Source organism: Streptomyces sp. BE20, assembly GCF_036322525.1.
In the GTDB taxonomy this organism is placed as follows: Bacteria; Actinomycetota; Actinomycetes; order Streptomycetales; family Streptomycetaceae; genus Kitasatospora.
The window spans coordinates 46085-67175 of record NZ_JAQYWW010001119.1; the positions used below are offsets into that span (position 1 = coordinate 46085).

The window sequence follows — 21091 nt, forward strand, 5'->3', positions numbered from 1 at the left end:
TGACCCTTGCCACACCTCCCCGCCCCGCACACCTCTTACGGCGTGCGGGGGTGCTCCTCCAGGACCGCCCCGCCCTGCTCGCCGCCGCCACCGTGCTGCTGGTCTGCGTCCCCACCGGGGAGAAGGACGTGGCCGCCGCCGTCCACGTCACCGCTGCGGACCTCGCCTCGCTCGCGCTGGTCGCCCTCACCGCCGTCAACCTGCTGCGCGGCCGGACGCCCGCGATCGGCCGCGCCGACGCCGTCCGGTTCGGCGCCGTGGTCGCCGCCGCGGCCGTCGCCACCGTGGGCTCGATCGACCCGGCCACCAGCCTCACCGGCTTCGTCCGGCTCACCCAGGTCTTCGTGCTCGTCCCCGCCGCGGTGCTCTGCTCCCTGCGCGACCGCACCGACCAGCGCCTCGTCCTCGGCTCCTTCGTGGTCGCCGCGCTGGTCCAGGGCGTCGTCGGCGTCCACCAGTTCCTCACCGGGACGGGCGCCTCCTACACGGGCCGGCCTATCCGCGCCGTCGGCACCTTCGGTGCGCTGGACATCATGGCGATGTCCACCGTGGTCGCCTACGGCCTGCTCGCCGCCCTCGCCCTGGCCCTGGGTGAACGCGGCCCGGCCGGCGACCCCCGGCTCCGGCGGGCGCTGTTCACGGCCGCCGCCTTCCTGACCTTCCCGCTCGCCGTCTCCTTCAGCCGCGGCAGCTGGATCGCCACCGCCGCGGCCGCCGCCGTCCTATTGCTGCGCGCCGACGCCCGGCTCGCCGTGCGCAGCGCCGTCCTCGGCCTGGCCGCCGCCGTCGTCCTGGTCGGCGGCCTCGGCCTCGGCGGCTCCGGTGTCACCGCCCGGATCAGCTCGATCGGCTCCGTCTCCGAGGCCCCCGACCAGTCGGTCTCCGACCGCTACGACCTGTGGGCCACCGCAGGGCGGATCTGGCAGGACCACCCGTTCTCCGGCGCCGGCCCCAAGGCCTTCCAACAACTGCGCGACAGCCACGCCCCGTTGCGGCTCTCCTCCGGCAGCGACGCCGCGGACGCCACCATCGGGTTCCAGCGCGAACCGCTGCTCTCCCCGCACAACATGTACTTCCTGGTGCTCAGCGAGCAGGGGCTGACCGGCATCGTCGCCTACGGTGTGCTCTTCCTCGGCCTGCTCCTCGGCTGTCTCCGGCACGCCCGCGGCCCGGGTCTGGCGGCGCTCGCCCTGCTCACCTGGGTCCTGGTCGACTTCCTCTACGCCGACATCGGCGGCACCACCACCGTGCTGACCTCCGTGGTCCTCGGCCTCGCCGCCCGAGCCGCCCGAGCCCCCGGAGCCCCCCGAGCCGCCGGAGCCGCAAGAACCGCCGGAGGCCCCCGCGGCGCGGGCCCGGAGGCGGCGGCCCGATGAGCACCGACCAGCCCACCGCGCTCACCCCGGCCCTGCCGGCCCCCCGGTCCGCGCCCGCCGACCCCGCCGTCGCCGACCCCGCAGCCGCCCCCCGGCGCGGCTTCCTCGCCAAGGCCTTCGGCGTCACCGCCGTCCTCAGCGCTGCCGGTTCCGCCCTCGGCCTGCTCCGCGACCTCCTGCTGGCCCGCTACTTCGGCGCCAACCAGGGCACCGACGCCTTCCTGGTCGCCTGGACCGTCCCCGAGACCGCCGCACCGCTGCTGATCGAGGACGCCATGTCCTTCCTCATGGTGCCCGCCTTCGCCCTCGCCCTGGTGCTCCGCGAGGAGAACCCCGACGGCCCCGACCCGGTCCGCCAACTGGTCCGCGCCACCCTGCCCTGGCTGCTGCTCGCGCTCTCCACGCTCTCCCTCGGCGCGGCCCTCGGCGCCCCCTGGTTCGTCGACGTGCTGGCCCCGGGCCTGGCCAACCCCGGACTCGCCGTCACCTGCACCCGGATCACCGCGATCACCGTGCTGCCCTTCGGCGTGGCCGGCTACCTCGCCGCAGCCCTGCGCGCCCACCACCGCTTCACCGCCCCGGCCGGGATCTACGTCGCCTACAACGTCGGCATCCTCGGCGTCCTGCTCAGCTGCCACGCGATCTGGGGCGTCCGCTCCGCCGCCCTCGGCGTAGCCCTCGGCAGCCTGCTGATGGCGGGCCTGCTGATCGTCCCCTTCCTGTACGGGCTGCGCACCGGACCGGGCGCCCGCCCCGCCCGCGGCCGCCGCCCCCGCAGCAAGGCCCTCGTGCTGATCCCGCTGGCCCTGCTGCCGGTCGCCGCCTTCACCCTGACCCGCCAGTCCCAGGTCTTCATCGAGCGGTTCCTCGGCTCCGAGCTGCCGGCCGGCACCATCTCGCACCTCAACTACGCCGCCAAGGTCTCCCAGCTCGCCATGACCGCCGGCATCCTGATCTGCACCGTCACCTTCCCCCTGGTCGCCCGGGCGCTCGCCGCCGGCGACCTCACCGCCGCCCGCGACCGCGTCGAGAAGGACCTGGGCCAGGCCGCCGCCGTCGTCCTGCTCGGCACCGCCTTCCTGCTCGCCTGCGCGCCGTCGGTGGTCGCGCTGCTCTTCGAACGCGGCGCCTTCGGCCCCCGGGACACCTCCGCCACCGCCGCCGTCATCCGCGTCTACAGCTTCGGCCTGCCCGCGCAGGCGCTGATCGGCGTGATGATCCGCCCCTACTTCTCGCTCCGCCCGGTGGTCCGCCGGGCCGGCGACCCCAGCCCCGACGACGGCGGACGCCGGCTGCTCGACTGGTACCCGGCCGCCGCGATGGCGTTCGGCCTGGTCGTCACCGTCGTCGGCGGTCTGCTCGCCACCCCCCGGTTCGGTGCCCCGGGCCTGGCGGCCGGGAACGCGGTCGGCATCACCGCCACCGCGGCGCTCCTGCTGCACGGCCTGGTCCTGCGCGGCATCCCGCTGCGCCTGCGCCTCGTCCTCGGCGGCCACGCCCGGCTGCTGGCCTCCGCCGCCGGCGCCGTCGCGCTCGGCACCCCCGTCGCCGGCCTCACCGCCGACCCCCTGCTCTCGACCCTGTGCGGGGGCCTCACCGTGGCGCTGGTCTTCGCCGCCCTGGGCACCGTCCTCGGCGCCCGCGAGGTGCGCGGACCGGTCCGCGCCGCAGCCCGGGCCCTGGGCCCGTCACCTGTCGCCGATGAAGGGAAGCCTCCCCATGGACGCTGAACGGGGATTCGTCCGGCCGGTCCTGTCGGGCGTCCGCCGCCCCGCCGCACCCGGTGCGCCGGCCGCGGTCGGCCCGCACACCGACGCGCCGCGCCACGACGCACCACGGCCGGGCACCCGCCGACCACCGGCACAGCTGCCGAGGAGCCGCCGCCCGATCGCCGAGGCGCCCGCACCGGAGCCCTCCTCGCCGTGGATCCTGATGTACCACTCGGTGGCCGTCGAGGACGAGGACCCCTACCAGCTGACCGTCAGCCCCGAACGGTTCGCCGAACAGATCGCCTGGCTGCACCGGTGCGGCCGGCGCGGCGTCTCGGTCCGCGAGCTGATGCGGGCCAGGGCCGCCGGCCGGGACGACAAGCTGGTCGGCCTCACCTTCGACGACGGCTACGCCGACTTCGGACGCTACGCCGTACCGATCCTTCAGGCCTACGGCTTCACCGCCACCGCCTACGTGGTCGCCGACCTGCTGGGCCGGGCCAACGACTGGGACACCGAGGGCCCGCGCAAGAAGCTGCTCACCGTCCAGGAGGTCACCGACCTCGCCGCGGCCGGCTGGGAGATCGGTTCGCACGGCCTCGGCCACCGGGCGCTGTCCGGCCTGCCCGCCGACGTGCTCGCCGACCAGACCCGGGAGAGCCGCCGGGCCCTGGAGGAGATGGTCGGAGGTCCGGTCACCGGCTTCTGCTACCCGTACGGCGCCGTCGACCTGGCCGCCACCCACGCCGTCCGGGACGCCGGCTACGACTACGCCTGCGCGATCGCGCACTCCCCGCTCACCGGCAGGTACGCGTTGCCGCGCTGCTACGTCGGCGACCGCGACGGCGCCTGGCGGCTGCGCGCCAAGCGCGGCCGGCACCGCCTCCGCGACACCGTCACCGAACTGCGCCGTACCCGTCTCGCCGCCCGCACCCGCCCTGAGCGCCCCGAGCGTCCGGACCAGGCCGAGCGCCCGGTCCGGGCCGACCGTACGGACCGTGCGGACCGTGCGGACCGCCCCGAGCCGAAGGTCCGCGCCGCCGAGGGCGACCAGCGGCCCGGGAACGACGCGGTCGCACCCGTCCGGCGGTCCGGCGAACCCGGCGGGGCCCGGACGCACCTCCCGCCCGCCGGACCCACGGACGGTGCCGCCCGCAGGTCCGAGCGCCCCGGCGGAGAGCGGGCGGGCCACGGCAGGGCCGCCCGATGAAGGTGCTGCACATCGTCACCGGCCTCGCCTCGGGCGGCGCCGAACGCCAGCTCCAGCTTGTGCTCCGGTACCTGCCCGCGCACCAGCACTGCGAGGTCCTCGCGCTGACCAACCCCGGCACGGTCGCCGCCGCCCTGCGCGCCGAGGGCGTCACCGTGCACCACCTCGGCATGCGCGGCAACCGGGACGTCGGCGCGCTGCCCCGGCTGGCCCGCCTGATCCGGGCCGGCCGCTACGACGTGGTGCACACCCACCTCTACCGGGCCGGACTGTACGGCCGGCTGGCCGCCAGGCTGGCCGGGGTCCGGGCCGTGGTGGCCACCGAACACTCGCTGCACGCCGGGGTGATCGAGGGCCGGCCGGTCACCCGCGGCGTCAAGGGCCTCTACCTGGCCGCCGAGCGGCTCGGCACCACCACCGTCGCGGTCTCCCGGCAGGTCGCCCAGACCCTGCACGGCTGGGGCGTCCCGCCGGGCCGGGTGGAGCTGATCCCCAACGGCATCGACGCCGACCGCTACCGCCGGCAGGATGCCGACCGGGCTGCCACCCGCGCCCGGCTGCGCGCCGAACTCGGTCTGCCGCCCGGCAGTTGGGTGGTCGGCGGAGTCGGCCGCCTGGTCCCCGGCAAGCGCTTCCCGGTGCTGCTGGAGGCGCTCGCCGAACTCGACGGCGCGGCCCGCCTGGTGCTGGTCGGCGAGGGTCCGGAACGCGCCGCCCTGGAGCGCCGGGCCGCCGAACTCGGCGTCCGCGACCGGCTGGTGCTCACCGGCGAGCGTGACGACGTCCCCGACCTGCTCACCGCGCTGGACGTGCTCGCCGCGCCCTCCACCGAGGAGACCTTCGGACTCGGCGTCCTGGAGGGGCTGGCGGCCGGCCTCCCGGTCCGCCACAGCGCCTGTCCGGCCCTGGACGAACTGCCGCCCAGCGCCGCCCCGCAGGCCCGCCGGATCCCGTCGGACGCCGCCGCGTACGCCACCGCGCTGGGCGAGCTGCGCCACCTCAACGACCACAGCACCGACCCGCTGCCCCGGCCCCCCGCGGTCGGCCACTACGACATCGTCCGGGTGGCCGCCGACCTCGGCGCCCTCTACGACCGCCTGGTCCCCGCCTGAGCCGGCAGCTCCCCAGTCGCCGGGCCGCCGGCCGGGCGGCCCCCGTATCCAAGGAGTCCCGATGACCGAACCGCGCCGAAGCGCCCGTCTCCTGGTCCGCCGCTGGTGGCCGCTGGCCCTCGCGGTGCCCCTGGGTGCCGCCGCCGGCGCCGGGTACGCCGTCGTCGCCCACCCCTCGTACGCCGCCGACTCCTACGTGATCGTGGTGTCGGAGAACCCGGGGGAGAGCGCCACGGCCGTCAACTTCGCCCAGGCATACGGCCGGCTGGCCGGCCGGCCGCAGGTACTCGCGGCAGCCGCCGCGGAGACCGGGCACAGCCGGTCCGAGCTGGAGGCCCTGGTGCACGGCACCACCTCGCCGGACGCCCCGATGATCGAGATCACCGGCACCGGGGCGGACCCGCAGGAGGCCGTCCTGACGGCCGACGCGGTGGCCCGCTCCCTGGTCACCTTCGCCAACGGCAGCACCAAGGAGACCGGCGTCCGGCTGGTCCCGCTCGCGGCCGCCGCAGAGCCCGAGCGGCCCACCACCCCCTCCGGGCGGCTGGACGTGGCGGTCGGCGGTGCGGCGGGCGTGCTGATCGGCGCCCTGGTGATGATGACCCGCCGCCGGAGCGACAGCGCCGCAGGCCCCGCGGCCGGGGCGGCGCCCGTCCCGACCGCTCCGCGCCCGCGCACCGCCGAGCCCGGGGCGGAACCCGTGGCCGGCCCCGGCCCGGAGCCCCGGCCCGAGGCCGGGACCGAGGTCACGGCCGAGGTCACGGCCGCGTCCGGGACCGGCGACACGGCGGCCCGGGCCGGAAAGCCGGACCGGGCCGGAAAGGCCGGGCCCGCCGCGGACGCGGCTCCGGCCAAGTCGGAGAACAGGACCAAGACCGTGGCCGGGAGCGGACGATGAGCACCGAGGCAGCCGCCCCGACCACGGGGCTCCCCGCCCAGGCGTGCGCACCGCGCTGGACCACCGAGCTGCGCCGCGAGGACGACGCGCTCGACACCCTCGCCGAGGAGTGGGACGACCTCGTCACCCGCTGCCGGACCGCCACCTTCTTCCAGGCCGCCGTCTGGCAGCGTTCCTGGTGGCGCAACTACGGACGCCCCGGCGCCCTGCTGGTGGTCCTGGTCCGCCGTGACGGCCGGCTGGTCGGCGCGGGCGCGTTCCAGCGCCGCGGCGGCCCGTTGAGTGGCCTGACCGGCCTCGGTGACGGGCTGATCGACTTCACCGACATCCTGCTCGACGACTCCTGCGCCGACCGCGCCGCCGCCGAGTTCGCCGCCGCGCTCCCGCTCACCCGCCCCTGGCACAGTCTGGACCTGCGCGAGGTCCACCCGGAGGCCGCCGTCCAGCGGGTCTTCGCGCACTGGCGCGGCCGGCGCCGGCGGTTCACCGACTCGCTCTGCCAGTACCTGCCGGCCGTCCCGATGGAGCAGCTGCTCAAGCGGGTGCCGGGCAAGACCGCCCAGCGCAGCCGGGTCAAGCTGCGCAAGATCGCCGAATCGGGCGTGGAGGTGCGCTCGACGCCCCCGGCGGAGGTGCCGGAGGCCCTGGCCGGGCTGCTGCGGCTGCACTTCCTCCAGTGGGCCGACCGCGGGGTCACCCCGGAGCACCGCACCGAGCGGTTCGCCCGTCACCTGGACGAGTCGACCACCGGCCTGGTGGCCACCGGCCGGGCCGCCGTCCACCAGTACTGGCTGGACGGCGAGCTGGTCGCGGTCAACCTGCTGCTGCTCTGCCCGTCCTTCGGCGGCCTCTACATGTACGGCGCGCACCCGAGGCTGCGCGAGCGGCTGGACATCGCGGGCCTGCTGTTCGGCGCCGCGCTGGATGAGACGGTCGGCGCGGGCATCCCGGTGCTGGGCCTGCTGCGCGGCCAGGAGCCGTACAAGCAGCGCTGGCGGCCGGACCGGCTGCCGAACCAGCGGCTGCTGTTCGGCCCGCGCGGCCCGGCCCCGGCCGCCGCGGTCCGGTGCGGCGCCGTCCGCTCCCGGCAGGCCGCGGTGCGCGTGCTCAGCAGCCGGCTGCCGAAGCTGAAGGAGTCCCTGCTCGCCCGCCGCCGGAGCTGAACGGGCACTCCGGGGGCGTCTGCCGGACACGTCCTAGCGCCGCGCGGGGGCGGCGGTCGGCGAGGCGCTCGGTGAGGGACCGGCCGACGGGCTCGCTGAGGGGCTCGCCGACGGGCTCGCCGTGGCGGACGGCGGCGCGGAGGCCGCCGCCGGGGCCGGGGCCGGGGTGGTGGGCGAGGCCGGGGGACCGGTCGGTGCGCCGGACGGCGCCGGCGGTGCGGACGGCATCGCGGGCGCCGCCGGTGCCGGGGGCGCCGTCGGCACGGCCGCGGCCGGTGCCCCCGGGGAGCCGCCCATCAGCTGCCGGAACCGGGCGCTGGACCGCGGGTTGCGGTCGCACTGCCAGAAGCCGTGCGGGCAGTAGTCGGTGACCGTCTGGTAGGCGGTGTCGTGGGTGCGGATCCACTCCACCATCCGCTGCACGAACTCCGGGTTGTCGCCGTTCCGGAACAGCCCCCACTCCGGGTACGAGACCGGCTTGCCGCGCTTGGCGGCGAACTCCACCTGGTCCAGCAGCCCGTACGGCTCGTGCACGTAGTCGTCGAAGGTCGCGCCGGCCGGCTGGTCGTAGCTGTCCATGCCGATGATGTCCACCACGTCGTCGCCCGGGTAGCACTTGGTCCACGGGATCGCGTCCAGCCCGCGGTTGGGCGTGAAGTCGAAACGGAACCGCTGCCCGGGCACCGACCGCATCACGGTGACGATCCGTCGCCAGTACGTCTTCCAGGCCGCGGGGTCGGGCTTGCAGCGGTGGGTGTAGGTGACCCCGTTCATCTCCCAGCCGAGGGTGAGGACGGTGTCCGCGCCGCCGAGCGCCACCAGCCGGCGGGCCAGCTTGAGGAAGTGCCGGTCGAAGTCCCCGCGCGCGCCCTGGGCGAGCAGCTTCGCGACCTCGCCGTCCGGCACGTTCGCCTCGTTGGGGACGAGCATCGGCACGCCGAGGACGAGCGTCCGGGACGGGTCCGCCTGGCGCCACTGCGACCACATGCCGAGCACCATCGCCTCGCCCTCGACGTCGGCCCAGCCGTTGCCCGCCAGATAGGTGTGACCGACCTGGAGGTTGGCGTTGTTGAGCCACTGCGCGTAGCGGCCGATCTGCGGGATGTACCGGTCCCAGGAGCCGACGAACGCCCCGAACGGGGGCTCGTGCTTGGGCCGCTGGACGACCGGGCGCGGTGCGGCGCCGCGCGGCGAGATGGCGTCGGAGGAGAGCGCGTGCCGTTCGGTCTGGCTCAGCGGGGTGCCGGCGGGGACGCTGGCGGTGGTGAGCAGCAGCAGGGCGGCGGCGGCCAGCGCCAGGCGGCCGAATCGCATGGTCTCTCCTCGGGCGGGGGCCTCGGTGGGGCAGGGCGGAGGGCGACGCAACGTGACGCCCCGATTGCCGACAGTAGGCCCGCCGGGCGGAGGAAAAGCCGAATGTCACCCTAAAGTGGGCGCTATTCGAACGCCGTCCGGCGGTGTGCCGTGTATCACCTCTGTAACAGTCCCGGAGGCCCGGGGAGCCCTACCCGCGCCCCGGGCCCGGGCGGGGCCCGGGGCGCCGCCGGGCCCGACGGCGCAGGTCGGTGGGCGGCGTCGGCCGGCCCGTGCGAAACCGGCCGGCGAGGTTCCGCCGTCCGGCCGTACGGAGAGGTCCGGCTGACTCGCGCGGGCGGTGAAAGGTACGCTCCGCCCGTGTCCTGGAAGTCGCGCGCCCTCAGCCCCCGATCGATCCTGCCTGCCCTGGCGGTGCTGCTGGTCCTTGTGGCGGGCGCGGCCGCGCACGCCAACAAGCCGGTTCCGTTCGGTGACCGGGTGGCCGCACCGGGCGCCTCGGACGCGAGCCCGGACGCCGTGAAGTCCCTGGACGCGGCCGACCTCGACCTGAGGGTCGGACCGGGCCTGGAGGCGTACCACAAGGCCACCGGGGAGCACGCCTGGTCGTACCAGCGGGAGGGCGCCACCGCGCTCTACCTGTCGATGGCGGGCGAGAACGCCGTGGTGGTCTGGGACGACGGCCTGGTCACCTCCGTGCGGCCCGGCGACCACGAGGTGCGCTGGCACCGCGCGGTGCCCGGCCTGGCCGACTGGCTGCGCGCCGACGGCGAGCCCGGCGCCGACAAGCGCACCGAGGAGCAGCGCAAGCAGCTCGCGACCGAGCGGGCGGCGGCCTCGCTGCGGACGGTCCAGCAGTCCGCGCCCTGGGTGGCGGTGGTCACACCCAATCTGACGATGGGCTTCCGCGACGCGGACGGGGACCTGCGCTACAACTCCAAGCCGGCCGGCAACTGCGTCTACGACCCGACCCGTACGGTGGCCAGCGACTTCGCGGTGCTGGTTCCGCGCAGCTGCTCCAACAGCAGCGGCCAGTCGGTCTCCGGCGGGATCTCCGGCTACCGGCTGGACAGCAGCGGCTGGCAGCTCAACGCCGGCCCGGGCGTCTCGATGAAGGCGCTGGACGGCCGCCGGGTGCTGATCTCGGACGGCCCGATCGTCGCTCCCAAGGTCTTCGACACCCGCGCGGCCGCGCCCGAGGCCGCCTGCGGCAGCCCGGCCGAGCCGTTCGCCGCCGTCCGCCCGGAGGGCAGCTGCGCGGCGCCGGCGGACGGGCAGCAGCCGCGGTAGCCGGCCCTCCGGGTACCCCCGGCCGGTAATCCCTCGGGGGTTCGCTCGCGCGGCCCGGTAGACTTGCCGTCATGGCTGTTCTCTCCGTGCACTAGCGGGCGAGCGGCGCCGCGCCGTGCGGTCCGCCGAGCCTCCGCCGACGCCCTTCACCCGCCGTCCCGGCCCGTGCCCCGTCCGGGCGCCCGCCCACGCCCCAGGAGTAGTCCCCAGCCATGATTTCCGCCAACGCCCTTGAGCTGCGTGCCGGTGCCCGGATCCTGATCGAGTCGGCGAGCTTCAAGGTCGCCCCCGGCGACCGGATCGGCCTGGTCGGTCGCAACGGCGCCGGCAAGACCACGCTCACCAAGGTGCTGGCCGGCGAGGGCATCCCCGCCTCCGGCACGGTGACCCGCTCGGGCGAGGTCGGCTACCTGCCGCAGGACCCCCGCACCGGCGACCTCGACGTCCTCGCCAAGGACCGCATCCTCTCCGCCCGCGGCCTCGACACCGTGCTGAAGAAGATGCGCGAGAACGAGGACCGGATGGCGAACGGCAAGGGCGCCACCCAGGAGAACGCGATGAAGAAGTACGCGCGCCTGGAGACGGAGTTCCTGACCAAGGGCGGGTACGCGGCCGAGGCCGAGGCCGCCACCATCGCCGCCGCGCTGGGCCTGCCGGACCGCATCCTCAACCAGGAGCTGCACACGCTCTCCGGTGGTCAGCGCCGCCGCGTCGAGCTGGCCCGGATCCTGTTCTCCGACTCCGACGTGCTGCTGCTCGACGAGCCCACCAACCACCTCGACGCGGACTCGATCGTCTGGCTGCGGGACTTCCTGAAGACCTACAAGGGCGGCTTCATCGTCATCTCGCACGATGTCGAGCTGGTCGAGACGGTCGTCAACAAGGTCTTCTACCTGGACGCCAACCGCTCCGCGATCGACGTCTACAACATGGGCTGGAAGCAGTACCAGCAGCAGCGCGAGGACGACGAGAAGCGCCGCAGGCGCGAGCGGACCAACGCCGAGAAGAAGGCCGCGACGCTGAACGCGCAGGCGGACAAGATGCGCGCCAAGGCGACCAAGACGGTGGCCGCGCAGAACATGGCCCGCCGCGCCGAGAAGCTGCTCTCCGGCCTGGACCAGGTCCGGCAGAGCGACAAGGTCGCCAAGCTGCGGTTCCCGGACCCGGCGCCCTGCGGCAAGACCCCGATGACGGCGCGCGACCTGTCGAAGTCCTACGGCTCGCTGGAGATCTTCGCCGGCGTGGACCTGGCCATCGACCGCGGTTCGCGCGTCGTGGTGCTCGGGCTCAACGGTGCGGGCAAGACCACGCTGCTGCGGATGCTGGCCGGGGTGGAGAAGCCGGACACCGGCGAGGTGATCCCGGGCCACGGCCTGAAGGTCGGTTACTACGCCCAGGAGCACGAGACCCTGGACCCGGAGCGGACGGTGCTGGAGAACATGCGCTCCTCCGCGCCCGACACCGACCTGGTGCAGATCCGGAAGATCCTCGGCTCGTTCCTCTTCTCCGGCGACGACGTCGACAAGCCGGCCGGGGTGCTCTCCGGCGGTGAGAAGACCCGTCTCGCGCTGGCCGCGCTGGTGGTCTCCAGTGCCAACGTGCTGCTGCTCGACGAGCCCACCAACAACCTGGACCCGGCCAGCCGCGAGGAGATCCTCGGCGCGCTGCGCGAGTTCAGCGGCGCGGTCGTGCTGGTCACCCACGACGAGGGCGCGGTCGACGCGCTCCAGCCGGAGCGGATCATCCTGCTGCCGGACGGCGTGGAGGACCTCTGGAGCCCCGCCTACAACGACCTGGTCACGCTGGCCTGATCCCGCCGACCTCCCGGTGCCCGGTCGCCCGTACGGACGGCCGGGCATCCGGCTGTCCGTCTGGCCGGAACTAGACATTCCATCCACATTTTGGACCAGAAAAACTAGTCCCATCGGCGTGTCCGGGAATGAAGAGGTCCCGCATTCCGTTTAAGGAGCTTCCGTCGGCCCGCCACTCGATCGTGGCCGGGCCGACGCTGCTGATCAGCCCTTTCTCGCCGGACGGCGGTATTCGTCCGGGGGCGTGCACTCTGCGTGAGCGCCCTTGTGCGCTCGGATCACTACCGAAGGACCGCGCATTCCCGACATGGACCTTGTCGAATGGGTGGCCAGGACGCGGTGGATGGGTGATCATGGGAATCTGACCGAGCAACGCTACGAGGAGGCACGGGTGGCCGAGACTCTGAAAAAGGGCAGCCGGGTAACCGGTGCCGCGCGTGAGAAGCTCGCGGCCGATCTCAAGAAGAAGTACGACTCCGGGGCGAGCATTCGCGCTCTCGCGGAGGAGACCGGCCGCTCGTACGGCTTCGTGCACCGGATGCTGAGCGAGTCCGGAGTGATTCTCCGGGGCCGCGGCGGTGCCACGCGGGGCAAGAACAAAGCTACTGCCGGGGCAGGTTCCTGACGCTCCGTCGGTCAACGGACGGATGACTCGGCGGCAGGGCGCCGGCCGGGGAGGCGACCGAGGGTCGTCCACTCCCCGGTCCGAGTGAACCGGCCGCCGATCGTCATATCCGCGACCGGTGCGCGGGCGGGCCGTCCGCCGCTCCGTGCTGCCCCCTGCCGTCGCTCCACCAGTTTTGTTACTCTCCGGTAGCCAAGCATCCTCGCCACCGGAGGTCCCCTCATGACCGCTCCCGCCACCGATCCGCAGACCCCGAGCCGGGAGCGGGACGGCGTCCGCCTGGAGATCGACGGCGCACTCGCCGTCGTCACCCTCTGTCAGCCCGAGCGGCGCAACGCCCAGTCGCCCGCCCTGTGGCGCGCCCTGTCCGCCGTCGGCCGCGACCTGCCCGGCACCGTCCGGGTGGTGCTGCTCCGCGCCGAGGGCGTCTCCTTCTCGGCGGGCCTCGACCGTGCGATGTTCACCCCCGAGGGCATCCCCGGCGAGCCCAGCTTCCTCCAGCTCGCCGCCGCCGAGCCCGAGGAGCTCGACGGGATCATCGCCGGTTACCAGGAGGCCTTCAGCTGGTGGCGCCGCCCCGACCTGGTCACCATCGCCGTCGTCCAGGGCCACGCGGTCGGCGCCGGCTTCCAGCTCGCCCTCGGCTGCGACCTGCGGGTGGTCGCCGACGACGTGCAGTTCTCCATGAAGGAAACCTCGCTGGGCCTCGTCCCCGACCTCGCCGGCACCAAGCCGCTCACCGAACTCGTCGGTTACGCGCGGGCGCTGGAGATCTGCGCGACCGGGCGCTGGGTCGGCGCCGAGGAGGCCGCGGCGATCGGCCTGGCCAACCTGGCCGTCCCCGCGGGCGAGCTGGACGCCGCCGCCCGCGACCTCGCCGCCGCCCTGCTCGCCGCACCGCGCAACGCCGTGATCGAGACCAAGGCCCTGCTCCGGGGCGCCGGTGGCCGCTCCTACGACGAGCAGCGCTCGGCCGAACGGGCGGCCCAGGCCCGCCGTCTGCGCGACCTGGCCGGCATCGGGGACTGACCGGCCTCCCCGGCCGGCGAAGGCCCTGCCCCCCGAGGCGACCTCGGGGGGCAGGGCCTTCGCCGTACCGGCCGGTTCCGGGGGCGGGATTCGTGGCGAAATGCCAGAGTTGGAGCGATTTGCGATATAGCTGGAGCCGTACGACGGGAGATGAGCCCATGCCTGACACTCCGACGCCCGCCACCCTGCACAAGAACCCCTCCACCGGTGCCTCCACCGGTGGCTCCTCGACCGCCGGCCTCGGCGGGGCCGCCGGTGAACGCGGTCGCACCGCGCTCGCCGTCGGCGTGGTCGAGAAGATCGCCGGGATGGCGGCCCGCGAGGTGACCGGCATCCACTCCCTCGGCTCCGGGCTCGCCCGCACCTTCGCCGCGATGCGCGACCGGGTCCCCGGCGGGCGCGGCAACATCGGGCGCGGCATCAAGGCGGAGGTGGGGGAGAAGCAGACCGCCATCGACATCGCGCTGGTCGTCGAGTACGGCGTCGTCATCCCCGAACTCGCCCGGCAGGTAAGGGAGAACATCGTCGACGCGGTCGAGCGGATGACCGGGCTGGAAGTCGTCGAGGTCAACATCGCCGTCAACGACGTCCACCTGCCCGACGAGCCGGACATCGAGGAGGAGGAAGAGGAGCTCCCCTCCTCCGGCCAGCGGCCCAAGCTGAAGTAGTCCCTGTGCGGCAGCACGCCCGGAGCGGCGGGCGGCGGAAGACGAGGTGGAACGGATGAACCTGGCCCTCATCGGCCTGGTGGTGGGAATGGCCCTCGGCTTCGCCGGCTACTTCGGCGGGTTCGCGGCGTTCCTGCTGGTGGCGGCCCTCGGGGTGGTCGGCTTCGTGGTCGGCCGCCTGCTGGAGGGCGACCTCGAACTCGGCGACCTCGGCGATCTCCTGCGCGGCCGCGACCGGCGCCGCTGATGGCGGCCCTCGTCCCGGCGCCCGCCACCCGCGAACCCGGCGCGCGCGGCCGGCTGCGCATCGCCGACCGCGTCTACGCGCGGATCGCCGCCCGGGCCGCCGGTGAGGCGCTCGCCGAGGTCCGGCCGGGCCGGAGCGGACCGGGCGGGCCGCCGAAGGTCTCCGTCACCGGCCCCGCTTCGCCCTCCGCCGCCGTCACCGTCAGGGTCGCCGTCGACCTGCCGTTCCCCGCCGACCTCGCCGCCCTCGCCCGGGCCGTCCGCGACCGGGTGGCCGCCCAGGTCGGTGCGCTGACCGGGACCCGGGTGGCCGAGGTGGTGGTCGTGGTGGAACGGCTCGTCACCGAGGGCACGGGATGACCGGGCCGGCGGAGGGGGAGCCGGGGACGCCGCCCGCGGGGCCCGCCGTACCGGCGGAGGCTGCCGGGGCGGCGGAGTCCGGAGCGCATGCGGAGTCCGGAGCGCATGAGGGGCTTGGGGGTCCTGAGGGGCCTGCGGGGCCCGCCGTACCGGCGGAGGCCGGTGCGGCCGGTGCGGCCGGGGAACAGGCTCCGGAGCCAGGGCCCGCCGCGGTCAGGGTGCCGCGGCTGCGGGCACCGCGGACCACGGCCGCCGTGGTGGTCGCGACGGTGGTCCTGGTGGCCGCGGTGGCGCTGCTCTACGACGTGGTCGCCGTCCGCACCGGGCACGCCGCCCGCCGCTGGCGTGCCGAGATCGCCGACGAACTGGCCACCCGGCACCTCGACGACACCTGGGTGCTGCTCGGAGCGGGCGCTGCCACCCTGCTCGGCGGCTGGCTGCTCTGGCTCGCCCTCGCCCCCGGCCTGAGCCGCTGGCTCCCGCTCCGCCCGGTCGGCGGCACCTCCGCGGCCATCGACCGGTCCGGCGTGACCGCGCTGCTGGTCCACCGGGCCGCCGACCTGCCGGGCGTCGAGCACCTGCACGTGCGGACCGGCCGCCGCCGGGTCCGGATCACCCTCACCGGCCCGGCCGATCCGGCCTCGGTGCAGCGGCAGCTGCGGGACGAGCTGGCGGTCGTCGGGTTGGCGAGACCGCTGCGGCTGGACGTCAGGACCCGGCGCGGGCGCCGGCGCGGGTCCGGCGGGGGAGTGCAGGGCGCTGTCGTGGAGGGTGGTGGGAGCGGGTGAGCCGGAGCACCGTCAACCGGGTGCTGGTGGGTGCGGTCGGGGTGGTCCTGCTGGTGGCCGGGCTGCTGGTCCTGGCCGGGGGCCTCGACCTGTACCGGAGACTGGGCGTGGATCTGCCGGACCGGTGGCCGCAGGCCTCGCCGGACCGGCCGGTGATCGGTGCGCGGGCGCGGACCCGCTGGGTGTCCGAGGCCTGGTGGTGGCCGGCGGTGATCGCCGGGCTGGCCGTGGTGGTCGTCGGGACCGCCTGGTGGCTGCTCGCCCAGCTGCGGCGGAGCGGGCCGGCGACCGTGCCGGTGCCGACCCCCGGCACGCCGGGGCTGCGGCTGCGGCTGCGCACCGGGGCACTGGAGGACGCTCTGGAGACCGGCACCGTGGCGCTCCCCGAGGTCGAGCGGGTGGGTGTCCGGCTGCTGCGCGGAGCCCGGCACCCCCGGTTGCGGGCGGCCGTCCGGATGACGTCCGGCGGCGATCCGGCGGCGCTCGCCGAGCACTTCGAGACCGGCCCGCGCACCGATGCGCTGGTCAGTCTCGGGCTGTCGGACCTTCCGGCCGACCTGCGGATCCGGGTGGTGCCGGCGAGGCACGAGACCGCCGCGCGGCGCGGCGGACGGCGCGACAAGCACCCGCGCGTGCTCTGACCGCCCGGCGCATCCGCCTGCCGCGCGCCGGGCGGATGCCTCCACGCGCGGCCGGCGAACGCCGTCCTACAGTCCGGGCAGTGCGCCGCCGTCGACCGGGATCATCACACCGGTGAGGTAGGACGCGGCGGGGGAGAGCAGGAACGCGGCGACCTTGCCGAACTCCTCCGGGGTGCCGTAGCGGCCGAGCGGGATGGCGGCGCTGTGGTGGACGCGGGAGGCCTCCGCGTCGCCGCCGAGCGCGTCGAGCTCGCGCACCCGGTCGGTGTCGATCCGGGCCGGGAGCAGGCCGACCACCCGGATGCCGCGCGGACCGAGCTCGGCGGCCAGCGACTTGGCGGCCATCGCCAGGCCGGGGCGCAGACCGTTCGAGATGCCGAGACCCGGGATGGGCTGGCGGACCGAGCCGGAGAGCACGAACCCGATCACCCCGCCCTCGCCGAGCGTCCCCGCGGCGGTCCGGGCGATCCGCAGCGCGCCGAGGAACACCGACTCGAACGCGTCGCGCCAGGCATCCTCGGCGACGGTGCCCACCGGGCCCGCCTGCGGACCGCCGACGCTGATCAGCACGCCGTCCAGCCGGCCGAACCGCTCGACGGCCTCGCGGACCAGCCGCTCGGCGGTCTCCGGGGCGGCGTTGTCGGCCACCAGCCCGTGCACCGCGTCCGCTCCGCCGCCGAGTCCGGCGAGTTCGGCGACCGCCGCGTCCACCGACTCCCGGCTCCGGCCGCTCACCAGCACCCGCGCACCGTCGGCGGCCAGCTCGCGGGCGGTCGCGAGGCCCAGGCCCCGGGTGGCGCCGGTGACCACGTACACCTTGTCCTGCAGTCCAAGATCCATGGGGCCATCCTGCCGGGTGAGGGCGGGCGGAAGGTAGTGCGGACGCGGCGGGGCCCGGGCCCGCGCCGCCCCTGGCGTTGACGTCGGCGTCAAGGTCTACCGTCGTTCCCGGCGGCCTTCGGACAGCGGCCTTCGGACAGCGGCCGGAAGGGCGAGGATGCGGTCATGCGGATCGGTGAACTGGCGAGGCGGGCGGGGACGACCACCCGGGCACTGCGGTACTACGAGCAGCTCGGGCTGCTCCCGGCCCGGCGGGCCGGCAACGGCTACCGCGCGTACGGCGAGGAGGACCTGCGGCTGCTCCGGCAGATCCGCACGCTGCAGGACTTCGGGTTCGGCCTGGAGGAGACCAGGCCGTTCGTGGAGTGCCTGCAGGCCGGTCACCCGCACGGGGACTCCTGCCCGGCCTCGCTGGAGGTCTACCGGAGGAAGCTGGCCGAACTGGACGAGTGCATCGACCGGCTCCAGGAGGTCCGTACCCAGGTGGCCGGGCAGTTCGCCCGGGCCGAGCGGGAGCGGGACGAGCTGGCGGTCGGCACCGCCGGAGAGCCGCCGCAGTGCGAATGGGCCGCGCAGCCGGCAGTCGAGTGGGAGGAGAAGTAGACCATGGTGCAGATCGCAGGGGTCGCGGAGGTCACGGACGAGACCTTCGCCGCGGAGGTCCTGGCGGCCGAGGGGCCGGTGCTGGTGGACTTCACGGCGGACTGGTGCCCGCCCTGCCGGCAGATGGTGCCGGTGCTGGCGGACATCGCGAGGGAGGAGGCGCACCGGCTGACGGTGGTCAGCCTGGACGTCGACCGCAATCCGGAGACCCAGGCCGAGTACGGGGTGCTCTCGATGCCGACGCTGATGGTGTTCAGGGGCGGGGAGCCGGTGAAGTCGGTGGTCGGTGCCCGGGCCAAGGCCCGGCTGCTCCGCGACCTCGCGGACGTCCTGTAACGGGAGCGGGCGGGCTCAGGCGGGGACGGCGACCGGGGCGACCTCGGCCTCGCCGGCCTCCTTGCGCCGGTCCTTGGCCTCGCGCCGCGCCATCACCCAGAACCCGACCGGGATCATCGCGGTGAACAGCCACCACTGGATCGCGTACGCCATGTGCGGGCCGATGTCGGAGTGGTTGGGCTCGGGCAGCAGCTCGGGCTCGTCGGCCGGCGCCGGCACGGTCGCGGTGAGCTCCAGGTAGCCGCCGAGGAGGGCGGCACCGGTCTCCCTGGCCTGCTGGGTGGAGCTGATCAGGTTGAACTGCCGGTCCGGCAGGCCGGCGCGGTCCTTGAGGCCGTTGCCGGCGGCCTCGTCGGCGCGCAGCCGTCCGGTCAGGGTGACCTGGCCGGACGGCGCGGCCGGGACGTCCGGGTAGGTGACGGCGGAGGTGCCGGAGGCCACCCAGCCGCGGTTGACCAGGACGGTGCCCCTGCCGCCGTCGAGCACCAGCGGGGTGATCACGAAGTAGCCGATCTTGTCACCGCTGGAGTCGGTCCGCTTGCGGACCACGAACTCGTGCTCCGGGTCGTACTGCCCGGTGGTGGTCACCGCGCGCCAGGTGAGCCCCTTGGGGACGGCGAAGCCGGGTTCCGCCGAAAGGGTCTCGTACGGGACGGGCCGGTCGGTGAGGGCCCGGGCGATCAGCTCGTTGCGGTCCACCCGCGCCTCGTGGCGGTGCAGTTGCCAGAACCCCAGCCGGATGGTGGTGGGGATCAGCAGCACGGCGACCAACAGGGTGATCAGCCAGCGCCGGGAGAGCAGAAAACGGTACACATGGGCACGGTACGCCCACCTCACCACCGGCTCACGCACCGGGGTGCGGGGCGACCTCGCGCAGCAGCTGGAGGAAGGCGTCCTCGCCGATCACCGGGGTGCCGACCTCGCGGGCCTTGCGGGCCTTGCCGCTCCAGCTGCCCGGTTCGTTGGTGACCAGCAGGCTGGTGAGCCGGCTCACCGACGAGGCGATGTGCAGGCCCGCCTCGACGGCGCGGTCCTCCAACAGCTCGCGGTCGGTGGAGGTGTCGCCGGTGAACGCCACGCGCATGCCCTGGACCAGCGGCTCGCCGTCCTCCCAGCGCCCGGGGTTCGGGTACGGGCAGGCGGGGCGCTTGCGGGCCTGGCGGTAGGCGGCACCGGTCCAGTTGCCCCGGGCGGGCGAGGCCGGCTGGTCGTCGCCGAGGTCGGTGACGGCCACGCAGGTCTGCAGCGGCAGCGGGACGCCCCCCTGGCGGGCCAGGTGCAGGCTGGGCCGGAACGCCTCGGCGAGCACCCGGGCGTCGTCCAGCGCGTTGTGCGCCTGCTGCTGGTGGACGCCGAAGTGCCGGGCGAGCGACGAGAGCTTGCCGTTGGGCAGCGGCAGCCGGAGGTCGCGGGCCAGCACCATGGTGCAGATCCGCTGGTCGACCGGGGCGCGCAGGCCGGCCCGGGAGAACTCTCGGGAGATCATGTTCCAGTCGAAGAGCGCGTTGTGGGCGACCATCACCCGGCCGCGCAGCCGCTCGGCGAACTCGTCGGCGATCTCCGGGAAGGTGGGCGCGCCCACCAGCAGGTCGCTGGTGAGGCCGTGGATCCAGACCGGTCCGGGGTCGCGCTCGGGGTTCACCAGCGTGTACCAGTGGTCGGTGACGGTGCCGTCCTCGTCCAGTTGGTAGACGCCCGCCGAGATGACGCGGTCCGAGCGGCCGAGGCCGGTGGTCTCGACGTCCACCACCGCGAAGCCCTCGGCGGGGGCGGCGGAGCGCTGGGCCGGGACGGGAGCCGTCCGCGGTACCGCGCCGGGCGTCTCGGGCTGGATCGCGTACATGGTCCAACAGAATAAGGCCCGCGGGCGGTGCGCCGCCGCGATACGGGTGGGACCGGTGCCGCTCGGAATGTTGGACGGGGCGGGCCGGAATAGAGTGGGCGGAGTATTCGTCGTACACCTGGTCGAATATCTGCCGGCCGCCCGCCGCACCCCGCGGACGCCTCTCCGAAGGACGAACCCTCATGCGCGCCACCGTGATCCACGGCCCCAGTGACATCCGGATCGAGCAGGTGCCGGACCCGGTCGTGCAGCAGCCGACCGACGCGGTGGTGCGGGTGGTGAACGCCTGCATCTGCGGCAGCGACCTGTGGGCGTACCGCGGTGTCGCGGCGCGGGTCGCCGGGCAACGGATCGGGCACGAATTTCTCGGTGTGATCGAGGAGACGGGCGCCGAGGTGCGCGACTTCGAGGTCGGCGATCTGGTGGTCGCGCCGTTCGTCTGGTCGGACGGCAGGTGTGATTTCTGTCGCGAGGGGCTGCAGACCTCCTGCCCGCACGGCGGCTTCTGGGGGCAGGTCGGCTCGGACGGCGGGCAGGGCGAGGCGGTGCGCGTCCCGTGGGCGGACGGCACGCTGGTGAAGCTGCCCAAGGAGGCCCAGGGCGACGAGAAGCTGCTGCCGGGCCTGCTGGCGCTCTCGGACGTGATGGCGACCGGGCACCACGCCGCGGTCTCCGCGCGGGTCCGGCCGGGATCCACCGTGGCGGTGGTCGGCGACGGCGCGGTGGGCCTGTGCGGCGTGCTGGCCGCGCACCGGCTCGGCGCCGGGCGGATCATCGCGCTCGGCCGGCACACCGCCCGGACCGACCTGGCCCGGCGGTTCGGGGCCACCGACGTGGTCGCGGAGCGCGGCGACGCGGCGATCGAGGCGGTCCGGGAGCTGACCGGCGGCCAGGGCGCGCACTCCGTGCTGGAGGCGGTCGGCACCGAGGAGTCGATGCGCACCGCCGTCTCGATCGCCCGGGACGGCGGCGCGGTCGGTTACGTCGGGGTGCCGCACGGCGGCAGCGCCGGTGTCGACATCGGGCAGATGTTCGGCCGAAACGTTTCGCTGAACGGCGGGGTCGCGCCGGCCCGCGCCTACATCCCCGAGCTGCTGCCGGACGTCCTCTCCGGGGCCATCGAGCCGGGCCTCGTGTTCGACCGCACGGTGGACCTGGAGGGCGTGCCGGACGGCTACCGGGCGATGGACGACCGCTCGGCGCTGAAGGTGCGGATCACGTTCTGACGC

Annotated in this window: 22 protein-coding genes; 18 read left to right on the top strand and 4 right to left on the bottom strand. The window is 74.9% G+C overall.

Going from position 1 to position 21091, the window contains the following annotated elements; all coding sequences use genetic code 11:
- Positions 1–50: 50 nt before the first annotated feature.
- From PUR61_RS34185 to PUR61_RS34210, 6 genes are all read left to right on the top strand, one after another.
- Entirely contained in the window at positions 51–1376 is a 1326-nt protein-coding gene (locus PUR61_RS34185) for an O-antigen ligase family protein (RefSeq protein ID WP_329883414.1), read from the top strand.
- Positions 1373–3106 carry a murein biosynthesis integral membrane protein MurJ gene (murJ, locus tag PUR61_RS34190; protein WP_329883415.1) on the top strand — a complete coding sequence of 578 codons (1734 nt, stop codon included), beginning with the start codon at positions 1373–1375 and terminating at the stop codon, positions 3104–3106. The genes PUR61_RS34185 and murJ overlap by 4 nt, the downstream gene beginning before the upstream one ends.
- Complete coding sequence (locus PUR61_RS34195; RefSeq protein ID WP_329883416.1) at positions 3096–4295, top strand: polysaccharide deacetylase family protein; 1200 nt, start codon at positions 3096–3098, stop codon at positions 4293–4295. Before murJ ends, PUR61_RS34195 begins: the two co-directional genes overlap by 11 nt.
- The gene (locus tag PUR61_RS34200) at positions 4292–5407 is read left to right on the top strand and encodes a glycosyltransferase (protein WP_329883417.1); all 1116 of its coding nucleotides are present in this window, start codon (positions 4292–4294) and stop codon (positions 5405–5407) included. Before PUR61_RS34195 ends, PUR61_RS34200 begins: the two co-directional genes overlap by 4 nt.
- Before the next feature lie 61 nt (positions 5408–5468).
- Positions 5469–6305, top strand: a complete 837-nt coding sequence (locus tag PUR61_RS34205) for a hypothetical protein (protein WP_329883418.1) — start codon at positions 5469–5471, stop codon at positions 6303–6305.
- Positions 6302–7468, top strand: coding sequence for a GNAT family N-acetyltransferase (locus tag PUR61_RS34210; protein ID WP_329883419.1), 1167 nt, complete (start codon positions 6302–6304; stop codon positions 7466–7468). Before PUR61_RS34205 ends, PUR61_RS34210 begins: the two co-directional genes overlap by 4 nt.
- Before the next feature lie 33 nt (positions 7469–7501).
- Here the strand turns inward: PUR61_RS34210 and PUR61_RS34215 are convergent, their stop codons facing one another.
- Positions 7502–8782, bottom strand: a complete 1281-nt coding sequence (locus tag PUR61_RS34215) for a glycoside hydrolase family 26 protein (protein WP_329883420.1) — start codon at positions 8780–8782, stop codon at positions 7502–7504.
- Between the two features lie 360 nt (positions 8783–9142).
- Between PUR61_RS34215 and PUR61_RS34220 the strand changes: the two genes are divergently transcribed.
- The 9 genes from PUR61_RS34220 (at position 9143) to PUR61_RS34260 (ending at position 16240) form a co-directional block, all read left to right on the top strand.
- On the top strand, positions 9143–10072 hold the full coding sequence (locus PUR61_RS34220) for a hypothetical protein (protein WP_329883421.1): 930 nt from the start codon (positions 9143–9145) through the stop codon (positions 10070–10072).
- Between the two features lie 212 nt (positions 10073–10284).
- Positions 10285–11883: a ribosomal protection-like ABC-F family protein gene (gene abc-f, locus PUR61_RS34225; protein ID WP_329883422.1), complete on the top strand. Its 1599-nt coding sequence runs from the start codon at positions 10285–10287 to the stop codon at positions 11881–11883.
- A gap of 391 nt (positions 11884–12274) precedes the next feature.
- On the top strand, positions 12275–12508 hold the full coding sequence (locus PUR61_RS34230; RefSeq protein ID WP_030059940.1) for a helix-turn-helix domain-containing protein: 234 nt from the start codon (positions 12275–12277) through the stop codon (positions 12506–12508).
- A gap of 222 nt (positions 12509–12730) precedes the next feature.
- A complete protein-coding gene (locus tag PUR61_RS34235) occupies positions 12731–13537 on the top strand; it encodes an enoyl-CoA hydratase/isomerase family protein (protein WP_329883423.1) in 807 nt (268 codons plus the stop codon).
- Between the two features lie 158 nt (positions 13538–13695).
- Entirely contained in the window at positions 13696–14205 is a 510-nt protein-coding gene (locus tag PUR61_RS34240) for an Asp23/Gls24 family envelope stress response protein (RefSeq protein ID WP_329883424.1), read from the top strand.
- 55 nt (positions 14206–14260) lie between these two features.
- Positions 14261–14452, top strand: coding sequence for a hypothetical protein (locus PUR61_RS34245; protein WP_329883425.1), 192 nt, complete (start codon positions 14261–14263; stop codon positions 14450–14452).
- Entirely contained in the window at positions 14452–14811 is a 360-nt protein-coding gene (locus PUR61_RS34250) for a hypothetical protein (RefSeq protein WP_329883426.1), read from the top strand. The genes PUR61_RS34245 and PUR61_RS34250 overlap by 1 nt, the downstream gene beginning before the upstream one ends.
- Positions 14812–15065: 254 nt before the next feature.
- Positions 15066–15599, top strand: coding sequence for a DUF6286 domain-containing protein (locus PUR61_RS34255; protein WP_329883427.1), 534 nt, complete (start codon positions 15066–15068; stop codon positions 15597–15599).
- Entirely contained in the window at positions 15596–16240 is a 645-nt protein-coding gene (locus PUR61_RS34260) for an alkaline shock response membrane anchor protein AmaP (protein WP_329883428.1), read from the top strand. The genes PUR61_RS34255 and PUR61_RS34260 overlap by 4 nt, the downstream gene beginning before the upstream one ends.
- 66 nt (positions 16241–16306) lie before the next feature.
- Here PUR61_RS34260 and PUR61_RS34265 read toward each other — a convergent pair whose 3' ends face one another.
- The gene (locus tag PUR61_RS34265) at positions 16307–17080 is read right to left on the bottom strand and encodes an SDR family oxidoreductase (protein ID WP_329883429.1); all 774 of its coding nucleotides are present in this window, start codon (positions 17078–17080) and stop codon (positions 16307–16309) included.
- A gap of 165 nt (positions 17081–17245) precedes the next feature.
- Between PUR61_RS34265 and PUR61_RS34270 the strand changes: the two genes are divergently transcribed.
- Both PUR61_RS34270 and trxA read left to right on the top strand, forming a co-directional pair.
- Positions 17246–17683 (top strand): MerR family transcriptional regulator, encoded by a 438-nt coding sequence (locus PUR61_RS34270; RefSeq protein WP_329883430.1) that lies wholly within the window; start codon positions 17246–17248, stop codon positions 17681–17683.
- Positions 17684–17686: 3 nt separating this feature from the next.
- Entirely contained in the window at positions 17687–18019 is a 333-nt protein-coding gene (gene trxA, locus PUR61_RS34275) for a thioredoxin (RefSeq protein WP_329883431.1), read from the top strand.
- Positions 18020–18034: 15 nt separating this feature from the next.
- On the opposite strand, the gene PUR61_RS34280 is transcribed toward trxA, so the two are convergent.
- Together PUR61_RS34280 and PUR61_RS34285 are read right to left on the bottom strand one after the other, a co-directional pair.
- Complete coding sequence (locus PUR61_RS34280; protein ID WP_329883432.1) at positions 18035–18832, bottom strand: SURF1 family cytochrome oxidase biogenesis protein; 798 nt, start codon at positions 18830–18832, stop codon at positions 18035–18037.
- Positions 18833–18863: 31 nt separating this feature from the next.
- Entirely contained in the window at positions 18864–19862 is a 999-nt protein-coding gene (locus tag PUR61_RS34285) for a DEDDh family exonuclease (RefSeq protein ID WP_329883433.1), read from the bottom strand.
- Between the two features lie 182 nt (positions 19863–20044).
- Here PUR61_RS34285 and PUR61_RS34290 point away from each other — a divergent pair, with 182 nt between their 5' ends.
- Positions 20045–21088 carry a zinc-dependent alcohol dehydrogenase family protein gene (locus PUR61_RS34290; protein WP_329883434.1) on the top strand — a complete coding sequence of 348 codons (1044 nt, stop codon included), beginning with the start codon at positions 20045–20047 and terminating at the stop codon, positions 21086–21088.
- Positions 21089–21091: the final 3 nt, after the last annotated feature.